Below are 17,212 nucleotides of genomic sequence, written 5' to 3'. Positions count from 1 at the left end.
CATCTATACTATTACGAATAAGTAATAGAAAAGTTTCATAATTGAGGATATATTTTTCAAAGTTACCAATCTATATTTTACCATTATATTTTACTCATCGTAAAGATTTGTAGGAAGTTGATGGAATCTCCCTAGGATTACTAAAGAAAAATCATATCCTTTCCAGATAACGGCTACCATTTCTACTCGATCTGTTTTATTTGAGTAGAAGAGTGTATTAGCCATAGTGAGAAAAATAAAACTATGGAAAAATTACTTTAAAGCTGCTCTATAAGTTTGTGTAAATCTTCCTTAGAACGAGGCATTTTGATGCTTTTCTCAAATAGTTTTTTGTTTTGTAAAGCAATGGCCGTTTCGAAGACCCATGGACGTTCAAGATGGGCTCTTTCAAGCAAATCTGCTTGAAAGAACAGTTCAACTGGATCGCCATTATAAATAATTCTCCCAGCTTCCATGACGACTATTTGATCTGCCCATTCATAGGCTAACGGGATATCATGAGTTGCTAGTAAAATGGTTCGTTCACCGTTTTCTAACGTAGCTAAATATTGTAAAACTTGTGCACTATAATAATTATCTAGTCCAGCGGTCGGTTCATCTAATAATAAAACAGAAGGTTCCATTGCAAGTACTCCTGCCATTGCGACACGTTTTTTCTGTCCAACACTTAAAAAATGAATCGGTTTATCGAGCAATGCTTCAACTTCGGTTTGAGCGATAGCCCATGCAATTTTTTCTTCAATTATTTCAGTTGTCCAGCCAAGATTCAGAGGTCCAAATGCAATATCTTGTTTAACAGTGCCAGAAAAAAGCTGGTTGTCTGCATCCTGAAAAACAATACCAACCTGTTGACGTAATTCTTTTAATGCTTTTCTACTATAGTTAAGTGCTTTGCCTTGAAAGGATATACTTCCAGCTGTAGGCTTCAAAATTCCATTTAAATGCTGGAATAAAGTTGATTTTCCAGCTCCATTATGACCAAGTAAAGCTATTTTTTTCCCTTTTGGAATTTGGAGTGTAATGTCTGTTAAAGCATGAGTTCCGTCTACATAAGTGTAGGATAAATGTGTTAATTCAAAGTACAAATCTGTCATGAGAAAAAACCTCCATAAATGATGAGGAGTATAAAAATTGCAACAATACCTAGCCAATTTTTCATGTTATAGGTAATCTCCTCCTGCCAATAGACCGTCTCGCCACCACGTGCTTCCATCGCATTGTTTAGTTCAAGACTACGTTGGAACATCTCGACAAATAAAGCGGCAATCAGCATGGAGACCGAGCGAAGCCACTGTATAGGGGAGCTGTACCCTAGACGAGCCTGCTGAGCAAGATGAATTTTTTGCATACTATCTAAAAAGATAAAAATAAAACGATACGTTAGTTCTACTAGCTCTATGAATAGAGTGGGCAGTCGCCATTGTCGCAGGACATAACAAATAGATTGGACTGATGTCGTAAGAATTAAAAAATACAAACAGCTTATACTGCCAAGGACGATGAAAAAAAGCTGTTGCGCTGTCACTAAGCTCGTACTGCCAACAAATATTGTCCAATGATGAAAAGAAAATGACCAAATAGTTGGAGGTAGTGTGCTTGTTGCTGGCGCTATAGAAATTAAAATGGATGCTAGACTCGAAAGTAAAAAAAATCCGGGTAGCAATAGTAATTTTGCGTAATATTTAGCTGGGATTTTTGCACCTAAAATGATAAAATCACTCATCACAATAAATGTAATGAGTGAAATTCGTTCATCTCTCATGATAAGCGACAATAAAAGCAATCCTAGGGATAACGTCATTTTTTCCAGCGGATGAACAGACGCTAGTTTATTCATATAAGCATACTTATCAATGAGTAACATCACTTATCCCTCTTTATGTTTACCACGCATTAAGCCGATGAAATAGCCAATAAATCCGGCTCCAATAGCAGCTTGTAGTGCGAATAATAAGCTTTCTATTTCACCACTTGGTGGCTCCCATAAGCTTTCAAACCAAGGCTCGTAGTTAGCATCTATTTCACCAATTGCTGCCTCCGCTTCACCATCAGCACCTTCAAAATCTGCGCCTTTTTGAATGAAGAGGGGAATGATTGCTAACAACACAACAATTGCTAAGAGCAGTAAATTTTTTTTCATGTTAGTGAGCCTCCTTTGCCGAGAAAACGCGTAAAGCTTTTAATTCACTCACATTGTATTTTTTCAAGAAATTCATAACGATCACTGTTAAAATGCCTTCACTAACAGCAAGAGGAATTTGCGTGAACGCAAAAATACTAGCAAACTTTGTGAATGAAGTCATAAAGCCTCCGACCTCAGAAGGGAAGGCAAGCGCTAATTGTACAGAAGTGACAATATATGTACCTAAGTCACCAAGCATTGCTGCTAAAAAGACGGCTACTGAAAATGATAATCCCATTTTTTGAGAACCCTTAAAAACATAATAAGCAATAATAGGACCAGCAATTGCCATAGAAAAGGCATTAGCACCTAAAGTTGTCAGCCCACCATGTGCTAAAAGTAAAGATTGGAATAATAATACGATTGTTCCGATAACGCTCATCGCTAATGGTCCAAAAAGAACTGTCCCAAGACCAACCCCTGTCGGATGTGAACAACTACCTGTTACAGAAGGGATTTTTAAAGCTGATAGTACAAAGGCAAAGGCACCAGATAGGCCTAAAATCATTTTTATTTCAGGATTTTCATCAATAGTTTTACGAATAGAACGTAATCCTAAAATAATAAATGGAATCGATAAGACCCACCAAAAAATCGCCCATTCAATTGGCAAAAAGCCCTCCATAATGTGCATCGCAAATGCACGGTCTGGTACGAATAAAAATGCCAATAAGAAATAACTAAGCTTCCAACCTGAGAATTTCAAAAATTTCTCCTCCTCACATTAAAATAGTTCGAATAGTATGCGATACGAAATCAAAAAAGCACTTCTCCAATTGTGGAAAAGTGCATAGCTAAAAATGCAAATAAAATTCTAATTTGCTCAGCCGCACACCTATCCTCGTAGGTTCAAACGATCACATATTTTTCGGCAGGTCTCCTGGCTTTAGTTCAACGTTTTATAGGCCTTCCCATCCTTTGGACAGTGACATTATCTATAAAACTCCCTAGTACAGTGGCGGGACCGCGCCGGACTTAAACCGGCTTCCCTTTTAAGCGAAATGATGAACAATTCGCACCGAAAAAAGATGAAGTTGTGATTTCACGACAAAGTGTAACATGAATTTCCATATATATGCTATACTTTTTAAGAAAAAATTTTTAATTGAGTGTCTATGTCGAAAATTCGGATAAATAGAAAAGGAATGTCATATTTTTCATTAAAAAATTACTGAAAATGTCACAAATTTAGAAAGAAATATTGAAATTTTAAAAAAATAAGCTATGATAGAAACAGTTTTTAATTTTACAAAAAAATAAATTCATATAAAACATCCATAAGTGCTTGAATATTTTCAAGATAATAGGGAAATCGGTGAGAATCCGATACAGCCCCCGCTACTGTAATAGCTGATGAAATCGCGGATGCCACTAGTGAGAACTAGGAAGGCGCGAAAGTAAAAGGAAGCTTAAGTCAGGAAACCTGCTTATGTGATAATGCATGCAAACTTTTCGGAGGGAGAAGTTGAAGCGAGAGCGAGTACCTGTATATATTCGTTTTTATTTGGCTTCTACTAAACCTTTACTCTTCGTCTAGAGTAAAGGTTTTTCTTTTTCCTAAAAGTAAATGAGGGGAGAAAAACTATGACAACTTGGAATTTAGAAGGGATGAAAACACATCTTTTTATATGCAATGGTAGTAGCTGTATGAAAAAAGATGCTGAGGACATTACTCAGGCAATTCGTGATGAAATACAGGTACTGGAACTTGATAAGGAAATACATACGACAAGGACTCGCTGTAATGGTAGGTGTAAAGATGCTTGTGTTGTCATTGCTTATCCTCAAGGGAATTGGTACCGCGTGCCGACAACAGAGCATGCGAAGGCACTCGTACAAGATTTAAATCATGAATCTTTACATAATGAGCATGTCTTTACTTTACGTGAAGGATCTTTACAGCGTACAGCACAAACAACAGCCATTAAAGGTATTGAAAAGGTGAAAGAGGGGTAGCAAAATGGCGCAAAAAGGTAAGATTTTCGTAGTTGGCTTTGGCCCTGGAGACTTTAAACATATTACGACTCGTGCTGTAGAGGCACTACAACAAAGTCATATGATTATTGGTTATAAAACCTATGTTGAGCTTATTCAAGATTTAGTTAGTGCAAAGTCGATTATTAGTACTGGTATGACAGAGGAAGTTTCACGTGCACAGGAAGCTGTACGTCAAGCAGAGGCTGGAAGTATCGTATCGGTTATTTCTAGTGGTGATGCCGGTGTTTATGGGATGGCAGGATTAGTGTATGAAGTATTAATCGAGCTAGGCTGGACGGAAGCCACTGGTATCGAAGTAGAAATTGTTCCAGGTATTTCTGCTATTAATTCGTGTGCAAGTTTACTAGGTGCTCCTATTATGCACGACGCTTGTACTATTAGTTTGAGTGACCACTTAACACCTTGGAATTTAATTGCTAAGCGGGTAGAAGCAGCGGCAATGGCGGATTTTGTTATTGCGCTTTATAACCCAAAAAGTGGACGTCGTACGAGACAAATCGTAGAGGCTCAACGAATTTTATTAGAATATCGTTCGCCCGATACACCGGTTGGCCTTGTGAAAAGCGCGTATCGTGACCGTCAGGAAATTACGATGACGACTTTAGCAGAAATGCTTGAACATGATATCGGCATGTTAACAACCGTTATTATCGGGAATTCATCAACATTTTTCTATGACAATAAAATGATTACACCACGTGGTTATCAGCGTAAATATACACTTGGAGAAGAAAAACAGCCGTTACGACCACATCAACGACTGAAGGAAGAAAATGAACCATGGGCAATGAATCAAGAAACCGGGGCAGCGCGAAATGATTTTGCAACAGATCCGAATGCCAATCGTATAAAGCCCAGTTTAGCTATAACATCACAACCAAAGCCTAAAAAGTCATCGCTTGAAATGGCAACAGCAGCTCTGGCAAAGGTGAAGGGAACTAGCGCTGTGAAAGTAACACCTAAGCTCGTTCAACAAAAAATCGAATCGGTTTTTGAATTAGCTGTTAGTCCTGGGGTAGCCAATAAGTTTTTTACGCCTCAACAAATGATGACATTAGCTGAGGTAGTTGGTGAGGAAGGAACGATGGAGTATACACCAGACCACCAAATTCATTTGAAAATTCCTACGTCCGAGCCAGGAGAGATTACAGCAAAGCTTCGCGAAGTAGGCTTTTTACTAACACCAATTGGTGACGTACTTTCGTTAAAGGCTTGTGATTTCTGTTATGGAGAAAAAACTGATTCGATTCCATATGCGGAAGAGATTCAAGAAAAGCTTGGTGGTATGTCGTTACCGAAAACATTGAATATTGGTTTTAATGGCTGTGGTATGGCGTGTTATCGAGCCGTATTTGATGATATTGGCATTGTTTATCGTAAAAGTAAATTCGATGTTTTTATTGGTGCCAAGCCGGTTGGTCGGACAGCACATGCGGCTCAGCCTGTTGTTGAAGGATTAGAGCCTGAACAGCTAATACCGCTTATTACCGACATTATCGAAGAATATAAAGCAAATGCACATCCAAATGAACGTTTGTTTAAATACTTCAAGCGTGTGAAAAAGATCCTACATTTTACGTATCAGGATATGTCTTCAAAAATAAAAGTTGAGCCAGCTCCATGCGGCGACTAGTGAGGGGTAATGAGATGAAAGCAATTTTATTTGTCGGCCACGGGAGCCGTTTAGAAGCAGGAAATGAAGAGGTACGCACGTTTATCGAGCAAATGAAACCTCGTATTGATGAGAATTTTTTAGTAGAAACATGTTTTTTAGAGTTTGCCTCGCCGAGCATTGAAGAAGGTATTACGAACTGTGTGAAGAAGGGCGCTACAGAGGTGCATGTTATTCCGATTATTCTTCTTCATGCTGGACATTCAAAAATGCATATTCCAGCAGAAATCGAACATGCGCGTGAGCATTATCCAAATATTACGTTCACATATGGTCAAACAATCGGTATCCATGAAGAAATATTTGCGATTTTAGAAGATCGTTTAGCAGAAATAGGCTTTAATGCTGAAGAAGAACATAAAGATACCGCGGTTTTATTAATTGCACGAGGTGGCAGTGACCCATATGCAAATGGTGATTTTTATAAAATTACACGCCTGTTATGGGAGAAACTCCCGGTTCAATATGTAGAAAGCGCATTTATGGGGGTTACAGATCCTCGTGTTGAAGAAGGAATTGAGCGCTGTGTGAAGCTTGGTGCTAAAAAAATCATTATGCTACCGTACTTTTTATTCACGGGTATCTTAATGGAACGAATGAATGGGATGTGTAAGCAATTTAACGAAAAATATCCTGACTGTGATATTCAAATTGCCAACTATTTTGGCTATCATGAGCGTTTACAAAATGTGTTATTAGAGCGAATTGAACAAGCTGTGAATGGTACATCAACAGGTATGCAAGATTTAGAGAACTATCGTGCTTATGCGGCAGCACATGGACATGCGCATCATCATCACCACCATGACCATGAGCACCATCACCATGAAGAGGAGCCAGTGCAATGATCTTCATGTTAGCGGGGACGAGCGATGCAAGGAATCTAGCACTTGAATTACAGTCAGCAGGTTACGCTGTGACAGCAACGGTCGTTACTGATTCAGCAGCCTCAAGCCTTGCAGAAGTAGGCCTACCACATTTAGTCGGTCGATTAACGGCTGAGGAAATGGCGACGATTATTACGGAGCAAGGAAACCGTTTAGTTGTAGATGCCTCTCATCCATTTGCTGAAGAAGCTTCAAAAAATGCGATGGCAGCAGCCGAGCAAGCAAATGTACCGTATATTCGCTATGAACGTGCCCACGAGCATTATGCACATCCACTTATTACGATTGTGAAAGATTACGAGGAGGCTGCCCACTTAGCAGCTGAAAAACGTGGTGTAATTATGCTAACGACGGGCAGTAAAACGCTAGCGTCCTTTACAAAGGTATTACATGGCTTAGAAAATACGCGAGTGATCGCGCGCATGCTTCCTCGACTCGATAATATGGAAAAATGCGAAGCACTCGGTGTGGCACAAAGAGATATTGTTGCCATACAAGGTCCGTTTTCAAAGGAATTAAACGAAGCACTGTTTCGTCAATATGATGTGACATTGATGATTACGAAAGAAAGCGGCAAGGTTGGCTCGGTGGATGAAAAGCTGGACGCTGCCCTTGCATGTGGCATTGAAACGATTTTAATTGCAAGACCAAATATCAAATACGGACAGCAATATTCTACATTTGAAGATGTATTGCAAGCTGTACAAAACACACATTAGGAGGCATTTTAGATGGACTTTAAAACAGATTTCAAACCATTAACAGTAGACCCGGATAAAATTTACGATTACAGTTTCTCAATTATTGCAGAGGAAATGGGCGAGCATAATTTCTCAGAAGACGAGTGGAAAATTGTACGCCGCATCATTCACGCTTCTGCTGACTTTGAATTAGGACGTAGCGTTATTATTACACCGGGAGCGATTGAAGCAGGTATTAAATCAATTCTTGCAGGTCGCCATGTCATTGCAGATGTGCAAATGATTGAAAGTGGTTCAGGGAAAAAACGTTTCCAAAAGCATGGTGGCGATTTACACTGCTATATTGCAGATGAAGACGTTTCAATTGAAGCGAAAAAACAAAACACAACACGTGCGATTATCTCTATGCAAAAGGCTGCTAAATTACATGAAGGTGGTATTTACGCAATTGGTAATGCGCCGACAGCATTGCTTGAATTAATTCGTTTAATTAAAGAAGGTTTAGCGAAACCAGATTTAATTATTGGTATGCCAGTTGGCTTCGTTTCTGCTGCTGAATCGAAGGAAGAGCTATTAAAAATAGAAGGTATTCCGTACATTACAAATGTTGGTCGTAAAGGCGGTAGTACAGTGACGGTTGCCGCATTGAATGCTGTCTCACTTTTAGCGGATGAACAGGCGAAAAAATAATGGAGCGGAAGCCTAAAAAGGATCCAAAAGACATGCGTCACGGTTATACAACGGGATCCTGTGCGACTGCAGTTACAAAGGCTGCATTACTTGCCTTAATTACAAATGAAGAGCAAGAAACAAGTACCATTCATTTACCAATTGGGCGAGATGCAACCTTTACGATAGAAAAATGTACATTTCAGAACGAAGCTGTAAGCTGTGAAACGATTAAAGATGCTGGTGATGACCCAGATGCAACCCATAAAGCACTCATTGTTGGCACAGTAAGCTGGGCGGATAGTCCAGGTATTCATCTAGACGGTGGAATTGGTGTCGGGCGCGTAACAAAGCCCGGCTTACCAGTACCTGTCGGAGAAGCAGCTATCAATCCAGTACCACGAAAGATGATTCATAGTACTGTACAAGGCGTACTTGATGAATTTCAAATTAAACGAGGCGTTAACGTAGTTATTTCCGTCCCTAAAGGTGAGGAAATTGCTAAAAAAACGTTAAATGGGAGACTTGGTATTATTGGAGGCATCTCCATCTTAGGCACAAGGGGAACCGTCGTGCCTTTTTCGAGTTCCGCTTATATGGCTAGTATTGTTCAAGCGATTAGTGTTGCGAAAGAGGCTGGTTGTGAGCATTTAGTTGTTACGACTGGTGGACGTAGTGAAAAGTATGCGATGGCACAATACCCTAATTTGCCAGAGGAAGCATTTATAGAAATGGGCGATTTTGTAGGCTTTACATTAAAGCATTGTAAACGTCTTGGTATGAAGCAAGTATCGCTTGTCGGTATGATGGGGAAATTCTCGAAGGTGGCACAAGGTGTCATGATGGTGCACTCCAAAAGTGCTCCTATTGATTTTAACTTTTTAGCTCAATTAGCAGTGGATATAGGTGCAGATGAAGAAACCGTTACAAACGTACGAGAGGCAAACACTGCGTCACAGGTCGGAGAAATTATGGCAGAAAAGGGCTATGATGCATTCTTCAACCGCTTATGTGAGGCGTGCTGCTATTCATCAATACATCACATTAGGGGCGGTTTAACGCTTTCCACATCGATCTATTCGATGCAGGGACAATTATTAGGAAGGGCTGATGACATTGCATCGATCGATGAAATTAATTGGGATCGGGGATAACGGACAAGATAGCTTACTACCGCAATATGTACAGTGGATTGACGACTGTGAGGTGCTTGTTGGTGGAGAGCGTGTTCTAGAATTTTTCCCGAACTTTACTGGTGAAAAAATGTTGATTAAAGGTGGTCTATCTGCTCTTGTTGAGAGATTATCTGCAGAAACAAGAAATACAGTTATTTTAGCGTCTGGTGATCCGTTATTTTACGGAATCGGAGGTTATTTAGCGAAAAAGCTAGACATTGAAGTTTATCCGTATATGAGCTCAGTCCAGATTGCTTTTTCAAAGATGGGGGAAAGCTGGCAGGATGCTTATGTTACAAGTATTCATGGGCGCTCCATGAAAGGCTTAGCACAACGTATTGACGGTAAAAAGAAAGTGGCATTACTAACAGATGTTGAGAATAATCCGAATGTGTTAGCACGTTATTTAAAACATTTCGGCATGACAGAATACCGTGCATTTGTTGCAGAAAATTTACAGGGCACAAATGAAAAAATCGGCTGGTATTCGCTTGATGAATTAGAAATGACTGATTTTTCTCCTTTAAATGTAGTCATTTTACAGCAAACATCAGTACCGAGACGCTATGCACTCGGTATTGATGATGAAGAATTTTCGCAGCGTAAGCCCGATAAAGGTTTAATTACGAAAAAAGAAATTCGTGTCTTAAGTTTACAAGCGATGCAGCTACAAAAGGATAGTATCATTTGGGACGTTGGTACATGTACTGGTTCGATGGCTATTGAGGCCGGAAAGCTTGCCCCAGAAGGTCAAATATTTGCCGTAGAAAAAAACGCACCTGATTTGGATAATTGTTTGCAAAATCAGCAAAAGTTTCGTGTAGATATTACAGCTATTCATAGTAAAGCGCCAGCAGGACTTGAAAACTTCCCTGATCCGGATGCGATATTTATCGGCGGTACAGGAGGAGAAATGGTGGAGCTCTTACAATTATGCTGTTCACGCTTAAAGCCAAACGGTCGTATTGTATTGAATGCTGCAACTATTGAAAATTTATATAAGGCAGTCGAAGCGTTTAAATCTTGTGGCTTTGCTGTTGACATATTGCAGGCACAACTTGCACGCAGCAAACCAATATTAGATATGACACGTTTTGTCCCATTAAATCCGATTTACATTATTTCTGCATATCGAAAGGAAGAAAATCATGAGTAATCTTGGTATTTTATATGGCTTGGGCGTAGGTCCTGGCGATCCAGAGTTAATTACAGTTAAGGCATTCCGTGTCATTCAGGAATCGCCTGTTATCGCGTATCCGAAAAAATTAAAAGGCAGTAAAAGCTACGCACATCGTATCGTAGATGTCTACATTAACCCAGAAGAAAAGGATATGCTTGGCTTAGTATTTCCAATGACAAAGGATGAAGCTGTATTAGAACGTGAATGGACGAAATCAGTTCAACTTGTTTATGAAAAATTAAAAGAAGGTAAGGACGTCGCATTCGTAACAGAAGGAGACCCATTATTATATAGTACGTTCATCCATATGATGAAGCTAATGCAGGACATGCACCCTGAAGTTGAAATTCGAACAGTTCCTGGTATTTCTTCGTTCAACGGTTCAGCATCACGACTTGGAATTGCGCTCGCAGATGGCGATGACCGTGTTGCCATTGTACCTGCTCATGACGACTATGAGGCTATGCGTGAAGCGATTGAAAGTCACGATGCAGTAGTGTTCATAAAAGTAGCGAAGGTTATTGATTTAATGCTTGAAGTACTACGTGATTTAGATTTACTTGATAAAGCGTCAGTCGTAACGAAGGTAACATCCGATGAGGAAATCATTTGGGATGTACGCGAACTAGACGGTGTCGATCTAGAATATTTAACGTTAATGGTGGTGCGTAAATAATGAAGAAAATATATATTGTTGGTGCGGGTCCTGGTGATCCAGATTTAATTACAGTTAAAGGCTTACATATGCTGCAAACTGCAGACGTTGTTATGTATACAGATTCTTTAGTGAATGAAGACCTGATTGCAAAGGCAAAACCAGATGCAGAAGTTATTCGTACAGCGGGTATGCATTTAGAGGAAATGGTAGCGGTCATGGTAGATCGTGTTAACGCTGGTAAAGTAGTAGCTCGTATGCATACGGGAGACCCTGCTATGTATGGCGCGATCATGGAGCAGGTGGCCCTATTAAAAAAAGAAGGCATTGGTTATGAGGTTATTCCTGGTGTAAGCTCGGTCTTTGCTTCTGCAGCGGCAATCGGGGCAGAATTAACAATTCCTGACTTAACACAAACACTTATTTTAACGCGTGCCGAAGGACGTACCCCTGTACCGGAATTCGAAAAGCTACGCGATTTAGCGAGTCATCACTGTACGATTGCATTGTTCCTGAGTGCAACGCTAACGAAGAAAATAGTAAAAGAACTACAAAGTGCTGGCTGGGCTGATGATACACCAGTAGCTGTTATTCAACGAGCTTCTTGGCCAGATCAAAAAATCGTACGTACAACATTAATTGAACTGGATGAAGCTATGCGTGTGAACGGTATTCGTAAACATGCGATGATTTTAGCTGGCTGGGCATTAGATCCGACTATTCATGATAAAGATCAATATCGTTCGAAATTATATGATGCTACTTTCACACATGGCTTTAGAAAAGGTGTGAAGACAAGTGATTGAGTTACAAGAGGGCGTCTTACCAGAGGTTGACCAACGAAATCCTTATGCAGTTGTCGCCATTACAAAGCATGGTGTTCAAATTGGACGTCGCTTGCAGCATACTTTTGCTGCGAGCGACTTATATTACATGAGCAAATTTGAGCAGGGGGATGAAGCAGAAAAGCATATTCAAATGTTTACAGGTACTGTGCGTTTACTGCTCCCTACTCTTTTTAAGCAATATAAAGGCTTAATTTTAATCATCTCACTCGGTGCAGTTGTCCGCATGATAGCACCGATTTTAAAGGATAAAAAGACAGATCCAGGCGTAGTTGTTATTGATGATCGTGGTGAAAATGTAATTAGTGTTTTATCGGGACATCTTGGTGGCGCAAATGAGCTGACACATGAAGTTGCCGCAGCGCTTGGAGCAAATCCAATTATTACGACAGCTTCAGATGTGCAAAAAACGATTCCGGTTGATTTATTTGGGGCACGTTTTGGATGGGTATGGGATAGTGCCGATAAACTGACACCTGTAAGTGCCTCTGTTGTAAACGAGGAGCACGTCGCAATCGTTCAGGAAACAGGGGAACGTGACTGGTGGATGCGTGATACAGCGATGCCAGAGCAAATTAAGATTTATCCATCAACATATGCAGCGATTGAAGTGAAACCACATGCGACATTGCTCATTACTGACCGCATCATTGAACAAGAGGAAGAAGTGCTTCTTGAAAATGGTGTTATTTATCGACCAAAATCCGTCGTGCTTGGCATGGGCTGTAATCGTGGGACATCTGTGGAAGAAATTGAGCAAGTTATTGATGAAACCCTTGCAGAGCTGAAGCTTTCGAAAAAAAGTGTCAAAGCGTTATGTACGATTGATTTAAAGAAAGACGAGCAATGTTTCCTTGAAATAACGAAGAGATACGATTGGGAATTTGTTACATATTCGCCGACGGAATTAAATGAAATTGATTTCCCATCACCTTCGGAAACCGTTTTTAAATATACCGGAGCATACGGAGTGAGTGAGCCTGCTGCAATGCGTTATGCGCAAGTGGAGTCGCTTGTGCTAGAAAAGAAAAAATCAGGCAATGCTACTATTTCTGTTGCTAGATTAACATTTTAAGGAGGAAGCCTATGCAAACAAATCGTTTTGTACTTGCAGGTACTGGCAGTGGAGTTGGTAAAACAACCTTTACTATTGGACTCATGGAAGCATTACAAGAAAAGGGCAAAATTGTGCAGGGATTTAAATGTGGTCCAGATTATATTGACCCTACTTATCATACTGCTGTTACAGGACGGGTATCACGCAATATCGATAGCTGGATGTTTTCACATGAAGCAGTGCGTGATATAGTTGCGCGCGCAAGTGAAGATGCTGATGTTTCCATTATTGAAGGAGTAATGGGCTTTTATGATGGCAAAAGTCCACTATCGGATGCTGGCTCTGCAGCAGACATTAGTGTTGTAACAGAAAGTCCGGTTATTTTAATTGTCAATTGTGCAAGTATGGCGCGAAGTGTAGCAGCAGTTGTGAAAGGTTTTCAAATGTTGTCAGATCAACCGAATATCGTTGGTGTCATTGCCAACCAAGTCGGTAGTGTCGGTCATTATGAAATTGCAAAGGCTGCTATTGAGCAGGAGTGCGGTATTCCTGTGATTGGCTATTTGAAGCGTGAACAAGGGATTGATATTCCTAGTCGACATTTAGGATTAGTCCCTGCAATCGAACGAGGAGAACTCGATACATTTTTTGATAAGCTAGGCTCTTTAATGGCAGAGACCATTGATTTAGATCAATTGCTTGAATTAACAAAGGCACCTGTTCTACAAGAATCAGGGCAACTATTTGCGGAACAACCATCTCAAAATATTTGCATCGCCGTAGCAAAGGATGCCGCGTTTAACTTCTATTATGAAGAAAATTTGGCGCTGCTACGTGCAAAAGGAGCAGAGCTTCAATTTTTCTCACCACTTGCAAATGAGCCTGTACCTGCTGAAGCAGACGGTTTGTATATAGGTGGGGGCTTCCCAGAAGAATTTGCAGATATTTTAGCGGAAAATTCGGATGTCAAAAAGTCTATTCGTGAAGCGGTTGCCAAAGGTCTACCAACATTAGCTGAATGCGGAGGCTTCATGTATTTGACGGAGGCTATTACGAATAGTAATGGTGACCGTTATGACATGGTTGGTGTTATTCCTGGAGAAGTAGCGATGCAAACAAAGCTAGCAGCTCTCGGTTACCGTGAAATTTTTGGCACACAACAAAATTTTTTAATAGGTACGGATGAAGAAGCGAAGGGGCATGAATTCCACTATTCAAAATATAGCGGCTCACACAATACGCCTGCCTATGAAACGAAGGGACGTTTTGGTAACAAACAAGAGGGCTACCAAGCAGGAAATTTAGTAGCTGGCTACACCCATTTTCATTTTGTATCGAACCCAAAGCTAGTTGACAATTGGTTAACAGCTTGTAAGAAGGTGAAAAATCATGACTAATTATTTTCCTATTCACATTAACATTGAATATAAAACCGTAGTAATTGTTGGTGGGGGGCACGTTGCAACACAGAAGGTTGCATCACTACTACCGGCTAAAGCGAATATTGTCGTTGTAAGCCCTACTCTAGATAACTCATTGTTGCCACTTGCGGAATCCGGTCAAATTACTTGGCATGAAAAAGAATTTGAACCGCGTGATTTAGATGATGCATCGCTCATTATTGCGGCAACAAATGATACGTCCGTAAATGAGGCTGTACAAGAAGCAGCCCAGCATTGGCAGCTCATCAATCGCGCTGATGCACAGGCTGAAAGCGACTTTATAACGCCTGCAACAGTGCGCCGAGGTCTTTTAGTGTTAACTGTTTCAACGTCAGGTGCCAGTCCAGCGCTAGCGCGTAAAATTAAAGATGACCTCGAAGAGCAATTTGATGAAGTCTATGATGACTATGTATGCTTCCTGCAGCAAGCACGTTTAATGATTGCTGCGAACTTTGAAAAAGGTCCAGAAAGACGTACTGCTTTACAAGCATTACTGGAACCAAGCTTACTAGAATGGACACGCAATGGAGAGATTGATAGACGTGAAGCATTTTTACAACAAATACTGATGGGAGTAGCGCGATGAAAGACGGAAAAGTGTATTTAGTTGGAGCTGGACCAGGAGATCCGAAGCTCATTACAGTGTACGGGCTCGAATGTATTCAAAAGGCGGATGTCATTGCATATGACCGCCTTGTGAACCCGAATTTACTAGAGTTTGCGAAAAAAGATGCTGAACTTGTGTACTGTGGTAAATTACCTGGTAAGCATCACTTAATTCAAGATGAGATTCATACATTACTTGTCGAAAAAGCGCAGGAAGGCAAGATAGTCACACGTTTAAAGGGTGGCGATCCATTCGTCTTTGGTCGTGGTGCAGAGGAAGCGGAAATTTTAAAAAATCATGGCATTGCTTATGAAATCGTACCTGGTATTACAGCAGGAATTGCTGCCCCAGCGTATGCTGGTATTCCTGTAACACACCGTGATTTTGCGACAAGTTTCGCTCTTGTAACAGGACATGGCCGTGAGGAAAAAGGACAAGACTTTTTAAATTGGCCTGCACTTGCAACAGGGATCGATACAGTCGCCTTTTATATGAGTGTCGGTAATATTGCTTATATTTCTAAAAAGCTCATCGAAAATGGTCGCAAAGCAACTACTCCAGTCGCCGTTATTGAGTGGGGAACAACAGAGCAACAGCGTACCATTACAGGACAGCTTGATGAAATTGCAAGCATTATTGAACGAGAAGGCTATCATAATCCTTCCATGATTGTCGTTGGGGAAGTCGTCAATGTACGCGAGAAAATTCAATGGTTTGAAGAACAGGGACTAGCCCTTTCATAAGGGAATAAAACGTATTTGCGCATAAGGAGGAAATAGACCATGACAGTAATCGAGGCTTTAAAAAATCGTCGAGCGATTCGCAATTACACGACGCAGCCTGTTGAAAAAGAGAAAATCGAGCAAATTCTACAAGCAGCAACTTATGCTCCAAATGACCGTATGCGTGAGCCATGGCATTTTTATGTAATTCAAGATGATACGATGAGACGCTATGAAGAAATGGCAAGTGCTTATTTGCAAGAGCGATTCCCAACTAAACCTAATTTAGTAGAGAGCTCGTTAAAGGTTGTTCAAACAACGCCAGTGGCCATTGTTGTGACAGCAGATATTGTAGAAGACGATGCAGATGCGACAGCAGATAATGTTTTTGCTGTATGTAGCGCCATCATGTCCATGTGGCTTGCAGCAGAGGAACTAGGGCTTGGCTTTGTATGGCGTACACGTGGTGTAGGGCTTGTTCATGATCCACGTATGCATACATTCATTGGCGCAAGTGAATCACAAAAGGTAGTAGGAACAATCTTTATTGGCTATCCAGAAGAGCAAGAGCTTAAAGACAAGAAACGTACACCATCTGAAGAAAAAACAACATGGCTTTAAGGGAGGCTTGAAAAATGGCTAGAAAAGGCTTGTTTTTAGTTTACACAGGTGAAGGGAAGGGCAAAACAACGGCTTCTCTCGGCGTCACATTGCGCGCAGTTGGTCGAGGACTTAATGTACGTTACATGCAATTTATTAAATCACCAGAGCGTACATACGGAGAGCAGATTGCTCTTCGTAAGCTTGGCGTAGAAATGGAGCAAATGGGAATCGGCTTCACTTGGACAAAAACACCAGAAGAGCATCGTGCTGCGTTAGCAAAGGCATGGGAAAAAACAAAGGCTGCCCTGCAAGACGACAGTATTGATGTACTCGTATTAGATGAACTCAACAATGCGCTTGCTATTACAAAATTTCCAATCGATGATGTGCTTCCAATAGCCGAAGTCATCGAAGCCATTCAGCAGCGCCCATCTACCATGCATTTAGTAGTAACCGGACGTAGCGCCAACCCAGCACTTGTGGACATGGCCGATTTAGTATCAACAATTGATGCATCAAAGCACTATTATGACGAAGGCATACCAGCAGTTAAAGGTTTAGAGTTTTAATTGATGCGCAGCGCGTCGGAGGCTTACCTGTGTATTGGAGAAATACCCGCGGAACGAGGCGGAATACCCGCGATTTTGGGTGAAATACCCGCGGAACGGAGCAGAATACCCGCGCTTTGGAGAAATACCCGCGGAACGAGGCGGAATACCCGCGATTTGAAGTGAAATACCCGCGGAACGAGGAAGAATACCCGCGATTTGGGGTGAAATACCCGCGGAACGAAGCGGAATACCCGCGCTTCAACAAA

19 protein-coding genes and 2 riboswitches are annotated in these 17,212 nt (G+C 40.9%); of the genes, 15 read left to right on the top strand and 4 right to left on the bottom strand.

All coding sequences use genetic code 11. The annotated features are described in order from the left end of the window. Positions 1 to 257: 257 nt before the first annotated feature. From AC3WSK_RS07880 to AC3WSK_RS07865, 4 genes are read right to left on the bottom strand one after another with little or no spacing between them, the layout of a single operon-like run. A complete protein-coding gene (locus AC3WSK_RS07880) occupies positions 258 to 1,094 on the bottom strand; it encodes an energy-coupling factor ABC transporter ATP-binding protein (RefSeq protein ID WP_492412149.1) in 837 nt (278 codons plus the stop codon). Then, positions 1,091 to 1,864: a cobalt ECF transporter T component CbiQ gene (gene cbiQ / locus AC3WSK_RS07875; protein ID WP_492412151.1), complete on the bottom strand. Its 774-nt coding sequence runs from the start codon at positions 1,862 to 1,864 to the stop codon at positions 1,091 to 1,093. The genes AC3WSK_RS07880 and cbiQ overlap by 4 nt, the downstream gene beginning before the upstream one ends. A 3-nt stretch (positions 1,865 to 1,867) precedes the next feature. Continuing rightward, complete coding sequence (locus tag AC3WSK_RS07870; protein WP_079561978.1) at positions 1,868 to 2,140, bottom strand: energy-coupling factor ABC transporter substrate-binding protein; 273 nt, start codon at positions 2,138 to 2,140, stop codon at positions 1,868 to 1,870. 1 nt (position 2,141) lies between these two features. Further along, positions 2,142 to 2,888, bottom strand: coding sequence for an energy-coupling factor ABC transporter permease (locus AC3WSK_RS07865; protein WP_492412153.1), 747 nt, complete (start codon positions 2,886 to 2,888; stop codon positions 2,142 to 2,144). A 147-nt stretch (positions 2,889 to 3,035) separates the two neighbouring features. Then, positions 3,036 to 3,220: riboswitch (cobalamin riboswitch) on the bottom strand. A 224-nt stretch (positions 3,221 to 3,444) separates the two neighbouring features. Beyond that, a riboswitch (cobalamin riboswitch) is annotated at positions 3,445 to 3,627 on the top strand. 139 nt (positions 3,628 to 3,766) lie between these two features. Here AC3WSK_RS07865 and AC3WSK_RS07860 point away from each other — a divergent pair. Genes AC3WSK_RS07860 through AC3WSK_RS07790 form a run of 15 tightly spaced genes read left to right on the top strand, consistent with a single transcriptional unit; the run spans position 3,767 to position 16,964 of the window. After that, positions 3,767 to 4,138, top strand: a complete 372-nt coding sequence (locus AC3WSK_RS07860) for a (2Fe-2S) ferredoxin domain-containing protein (protein WP_079561980.1) — start codon at positions 3,767 to 3,769, stop codon at positions 4,136 to 4,138. A gap of 4 nt (positions 4,139 to 4,142) precedes the next feature. After that, the gene (gene cobJ, locus AC3WSK_RS07855; protein ID WP_079561981.1) at positions 4,143 to 5,813 is read left to right on the top strand and encodes a precorrin-3B C(17)-methyltransferase; all 1,671 of its coding nucleotides are present in this window, start codon (positions 4,143 to 4,145) and stop codon (positions 5,811 to 5,813) included. A 14-nt stretch (positions 5,814 to 5,827) separates the two neighbouring features. Continuing rightward, on the top strand, positions 5,828 to 6,700 hold the full coding sequence (locus tag AC3WSK_RS07850; RefSeq protein ID WP_492412156.1) for a sirohydrochlorin chelatase: 873 nt from the start codon (positions 5,828 to 5,830) through the stop codon (positions 6,698 to 6,700). After that, the gene (gene cobK, locus AC3WSK_RS07845; RefSeq protein ID WP_492412158.1) at positions 6,697 to 7,458 is read left to right on the top strand and encodes a precorrin-6A reductase; all 762 of its coding nucleotides are present in this window, start codon (positions 6,697 to 6,699) and stop codon (positions 7,456 to 7,458) included. The genes AC3WSK_RS07850 and cobK overlap by 4 nt, the downstream gene beginning before the upstream one ends. A gap of 12 nt (positions 7,459 to 7,470) precedes the next feature. Further along, entirely contained in the window at positions 7,471 to 8,130 is a 660-nt protein-coding gene (locus AC3WSK_RS07840; protein WP_386827171.1) for a precorrin-8X methylmutase, read from the top strand. Next, positions 8,130 to 9,263: a cobalt-precorrin-5B (C(1))-methyltransferase gene (locus AC3WSK_RS07835; RefSeq protein ID WP_492412160.1), complete on the top strand. Its 1,134-nt coding sequence runs from the start codon at positions 8,130 to 8,132 to the stop codon at positions 9,261 to 9,263. The genes AC3WSK_RS07840 and AC3WSK_RS07835 overlap by 1 nt, the downstream gene beginning before the upstream one ends. Beyond that, positions 9,220 to 10,440 carry a precorrin-6y C5,15-methyltransferase (decarboxylating) subunit CbiE gene (cbiE, locus tag AC3WSK_RS07830; RefSeq protein ID WP_492412162.1) on the top strand — a complete coding sequence of 407 codons (1,221 nt, stop codon included), beginning with the start codon at positions 9,220 to 9,222 and terminating at the stop codon, positions 10,438 to 10,440. The genes AC3WSK_RS07835 and cbiE overlap by 44 nt, the downstream gene beginning before the upstream one ends. Then, a complete protein-coding gene (cobI, locus tag AC3WSK_RS07825) occupies positions 10,433 to 11,140 on the top strand; it encodes a precorrin-2 C(20)-methyltransferase (RefSeq protein ID WP_079561987.1) in 708 nt (235 codons plus the stop codon). The genes cbiE and cobI overlap by 8 nt, the downstream gene beginning before the upstream one ends. After that, entirely contained in the window at positions 11,140 to 11,925 is a 786-nt protein-coding gene (gene cobM, locus AC3WSK_RS07820) for a precorrin-4 C(11)-methyltransferase (protein WP_285396191.1), read from the top strand. The genes cobI and cobM overlap by 1 nt, the downstream gene beginning before the upstream one ends. Then, positions 11,918 to 13,039, top strand: coding sequence for a cobalt-precorrin 5A hydrolase (locus AC3WSK_RS07815; protein WP_492412165.1), 1,122 nt, complete (start codon positions 11,918 to 11,920; stop codon positions 13,037 to 13,039). The genes cobM and AC3WSK_RS07815 overlap by 8 nt, the downstream gene beginning before the upstream one ends. Positions 13,040 to 13,050: 11 nt before the next feature. Beyond that, positions 13,051 to 14,418 (top strand): cobyrinic acid a,c-diamide synthase CobB, encoded by a 1,368-nt coding sequence (locus AC3WSK_RS07810; RefSeq protein WP_492412167.1) that lies wholly within the window; start codon positions 13,051 to 13,053, stop codon positions 14,416 to 14,418. After that, entirely contained in the window at positions 14,411 to 15,049 is a 639-nt protein-coding gene (locus AC3WSK_RS07805; RefSeq protein ID WP_492412169.1) for a precorrin-2 dehydrogenase/sirohydrochlorin ferrochelatase family protein, read from the top strand. The genes AC3WSK_RS07810 and AC3WSK_RS07805 overlap by 8 nt, the downstream gene beginning before the upstream one ends. Then, positions 15,046 to 15,813 carry a uroporphyrinogen-III C-methyltransferase gene (gene cobA / locus AC3WSK_RS07800; protein WP_492412171.1) on the top strand — a complete coding sequence of 256 codons (768 nt, stop codon included), beginning with the start codon at positions 15,046 to 15,048 and terminating at the stop codon, positions 15,811 to 15,813. The genes AC3WSK_RS07805 and cobA overlap by 4 nt, the downstream gene beginning before the upstream one ends. Positions 15,814 to 15,852: 39 nt before the next feature. After that, positions 15,853 to 16,413: a nitroreductase family protein gene (locus tag AC3WSK_RS07795; protein ID WP_492412173.1), complete on the top strand. Its 561-nt coding sequence runs from the start codon at positions 15,853 to 15,855 to the stop codon at positions 16,411 to 16,413. A 14-nt stretch (positions 16,414 to 16,427) separates the two neighbouring features. Continuing rightward, complete coding sequence (locus AC3WSK_RS07790; RefSeq protein WP_492412175.1) at positions 16,428 to 16,964, top strand: cob(I)yrinic acid a,c-diamide adenosyltransferase; 537 nt, start codon at positions 16,428 to 16,430, stop codon at positions 16,962 to 16,964. Positions 16,965 to 17,212: the final 248 nt, after the last annotated feature.

It is taken from the genome of Lysinibacillus sp. EB271-A1-10B, from assembly GCF_058791335.1.
The sequence above is the reverse complement of the archived record's forward strand: the minus strand, read 5'-3'. Positions and strand labels throughout refer to the sequence as shown.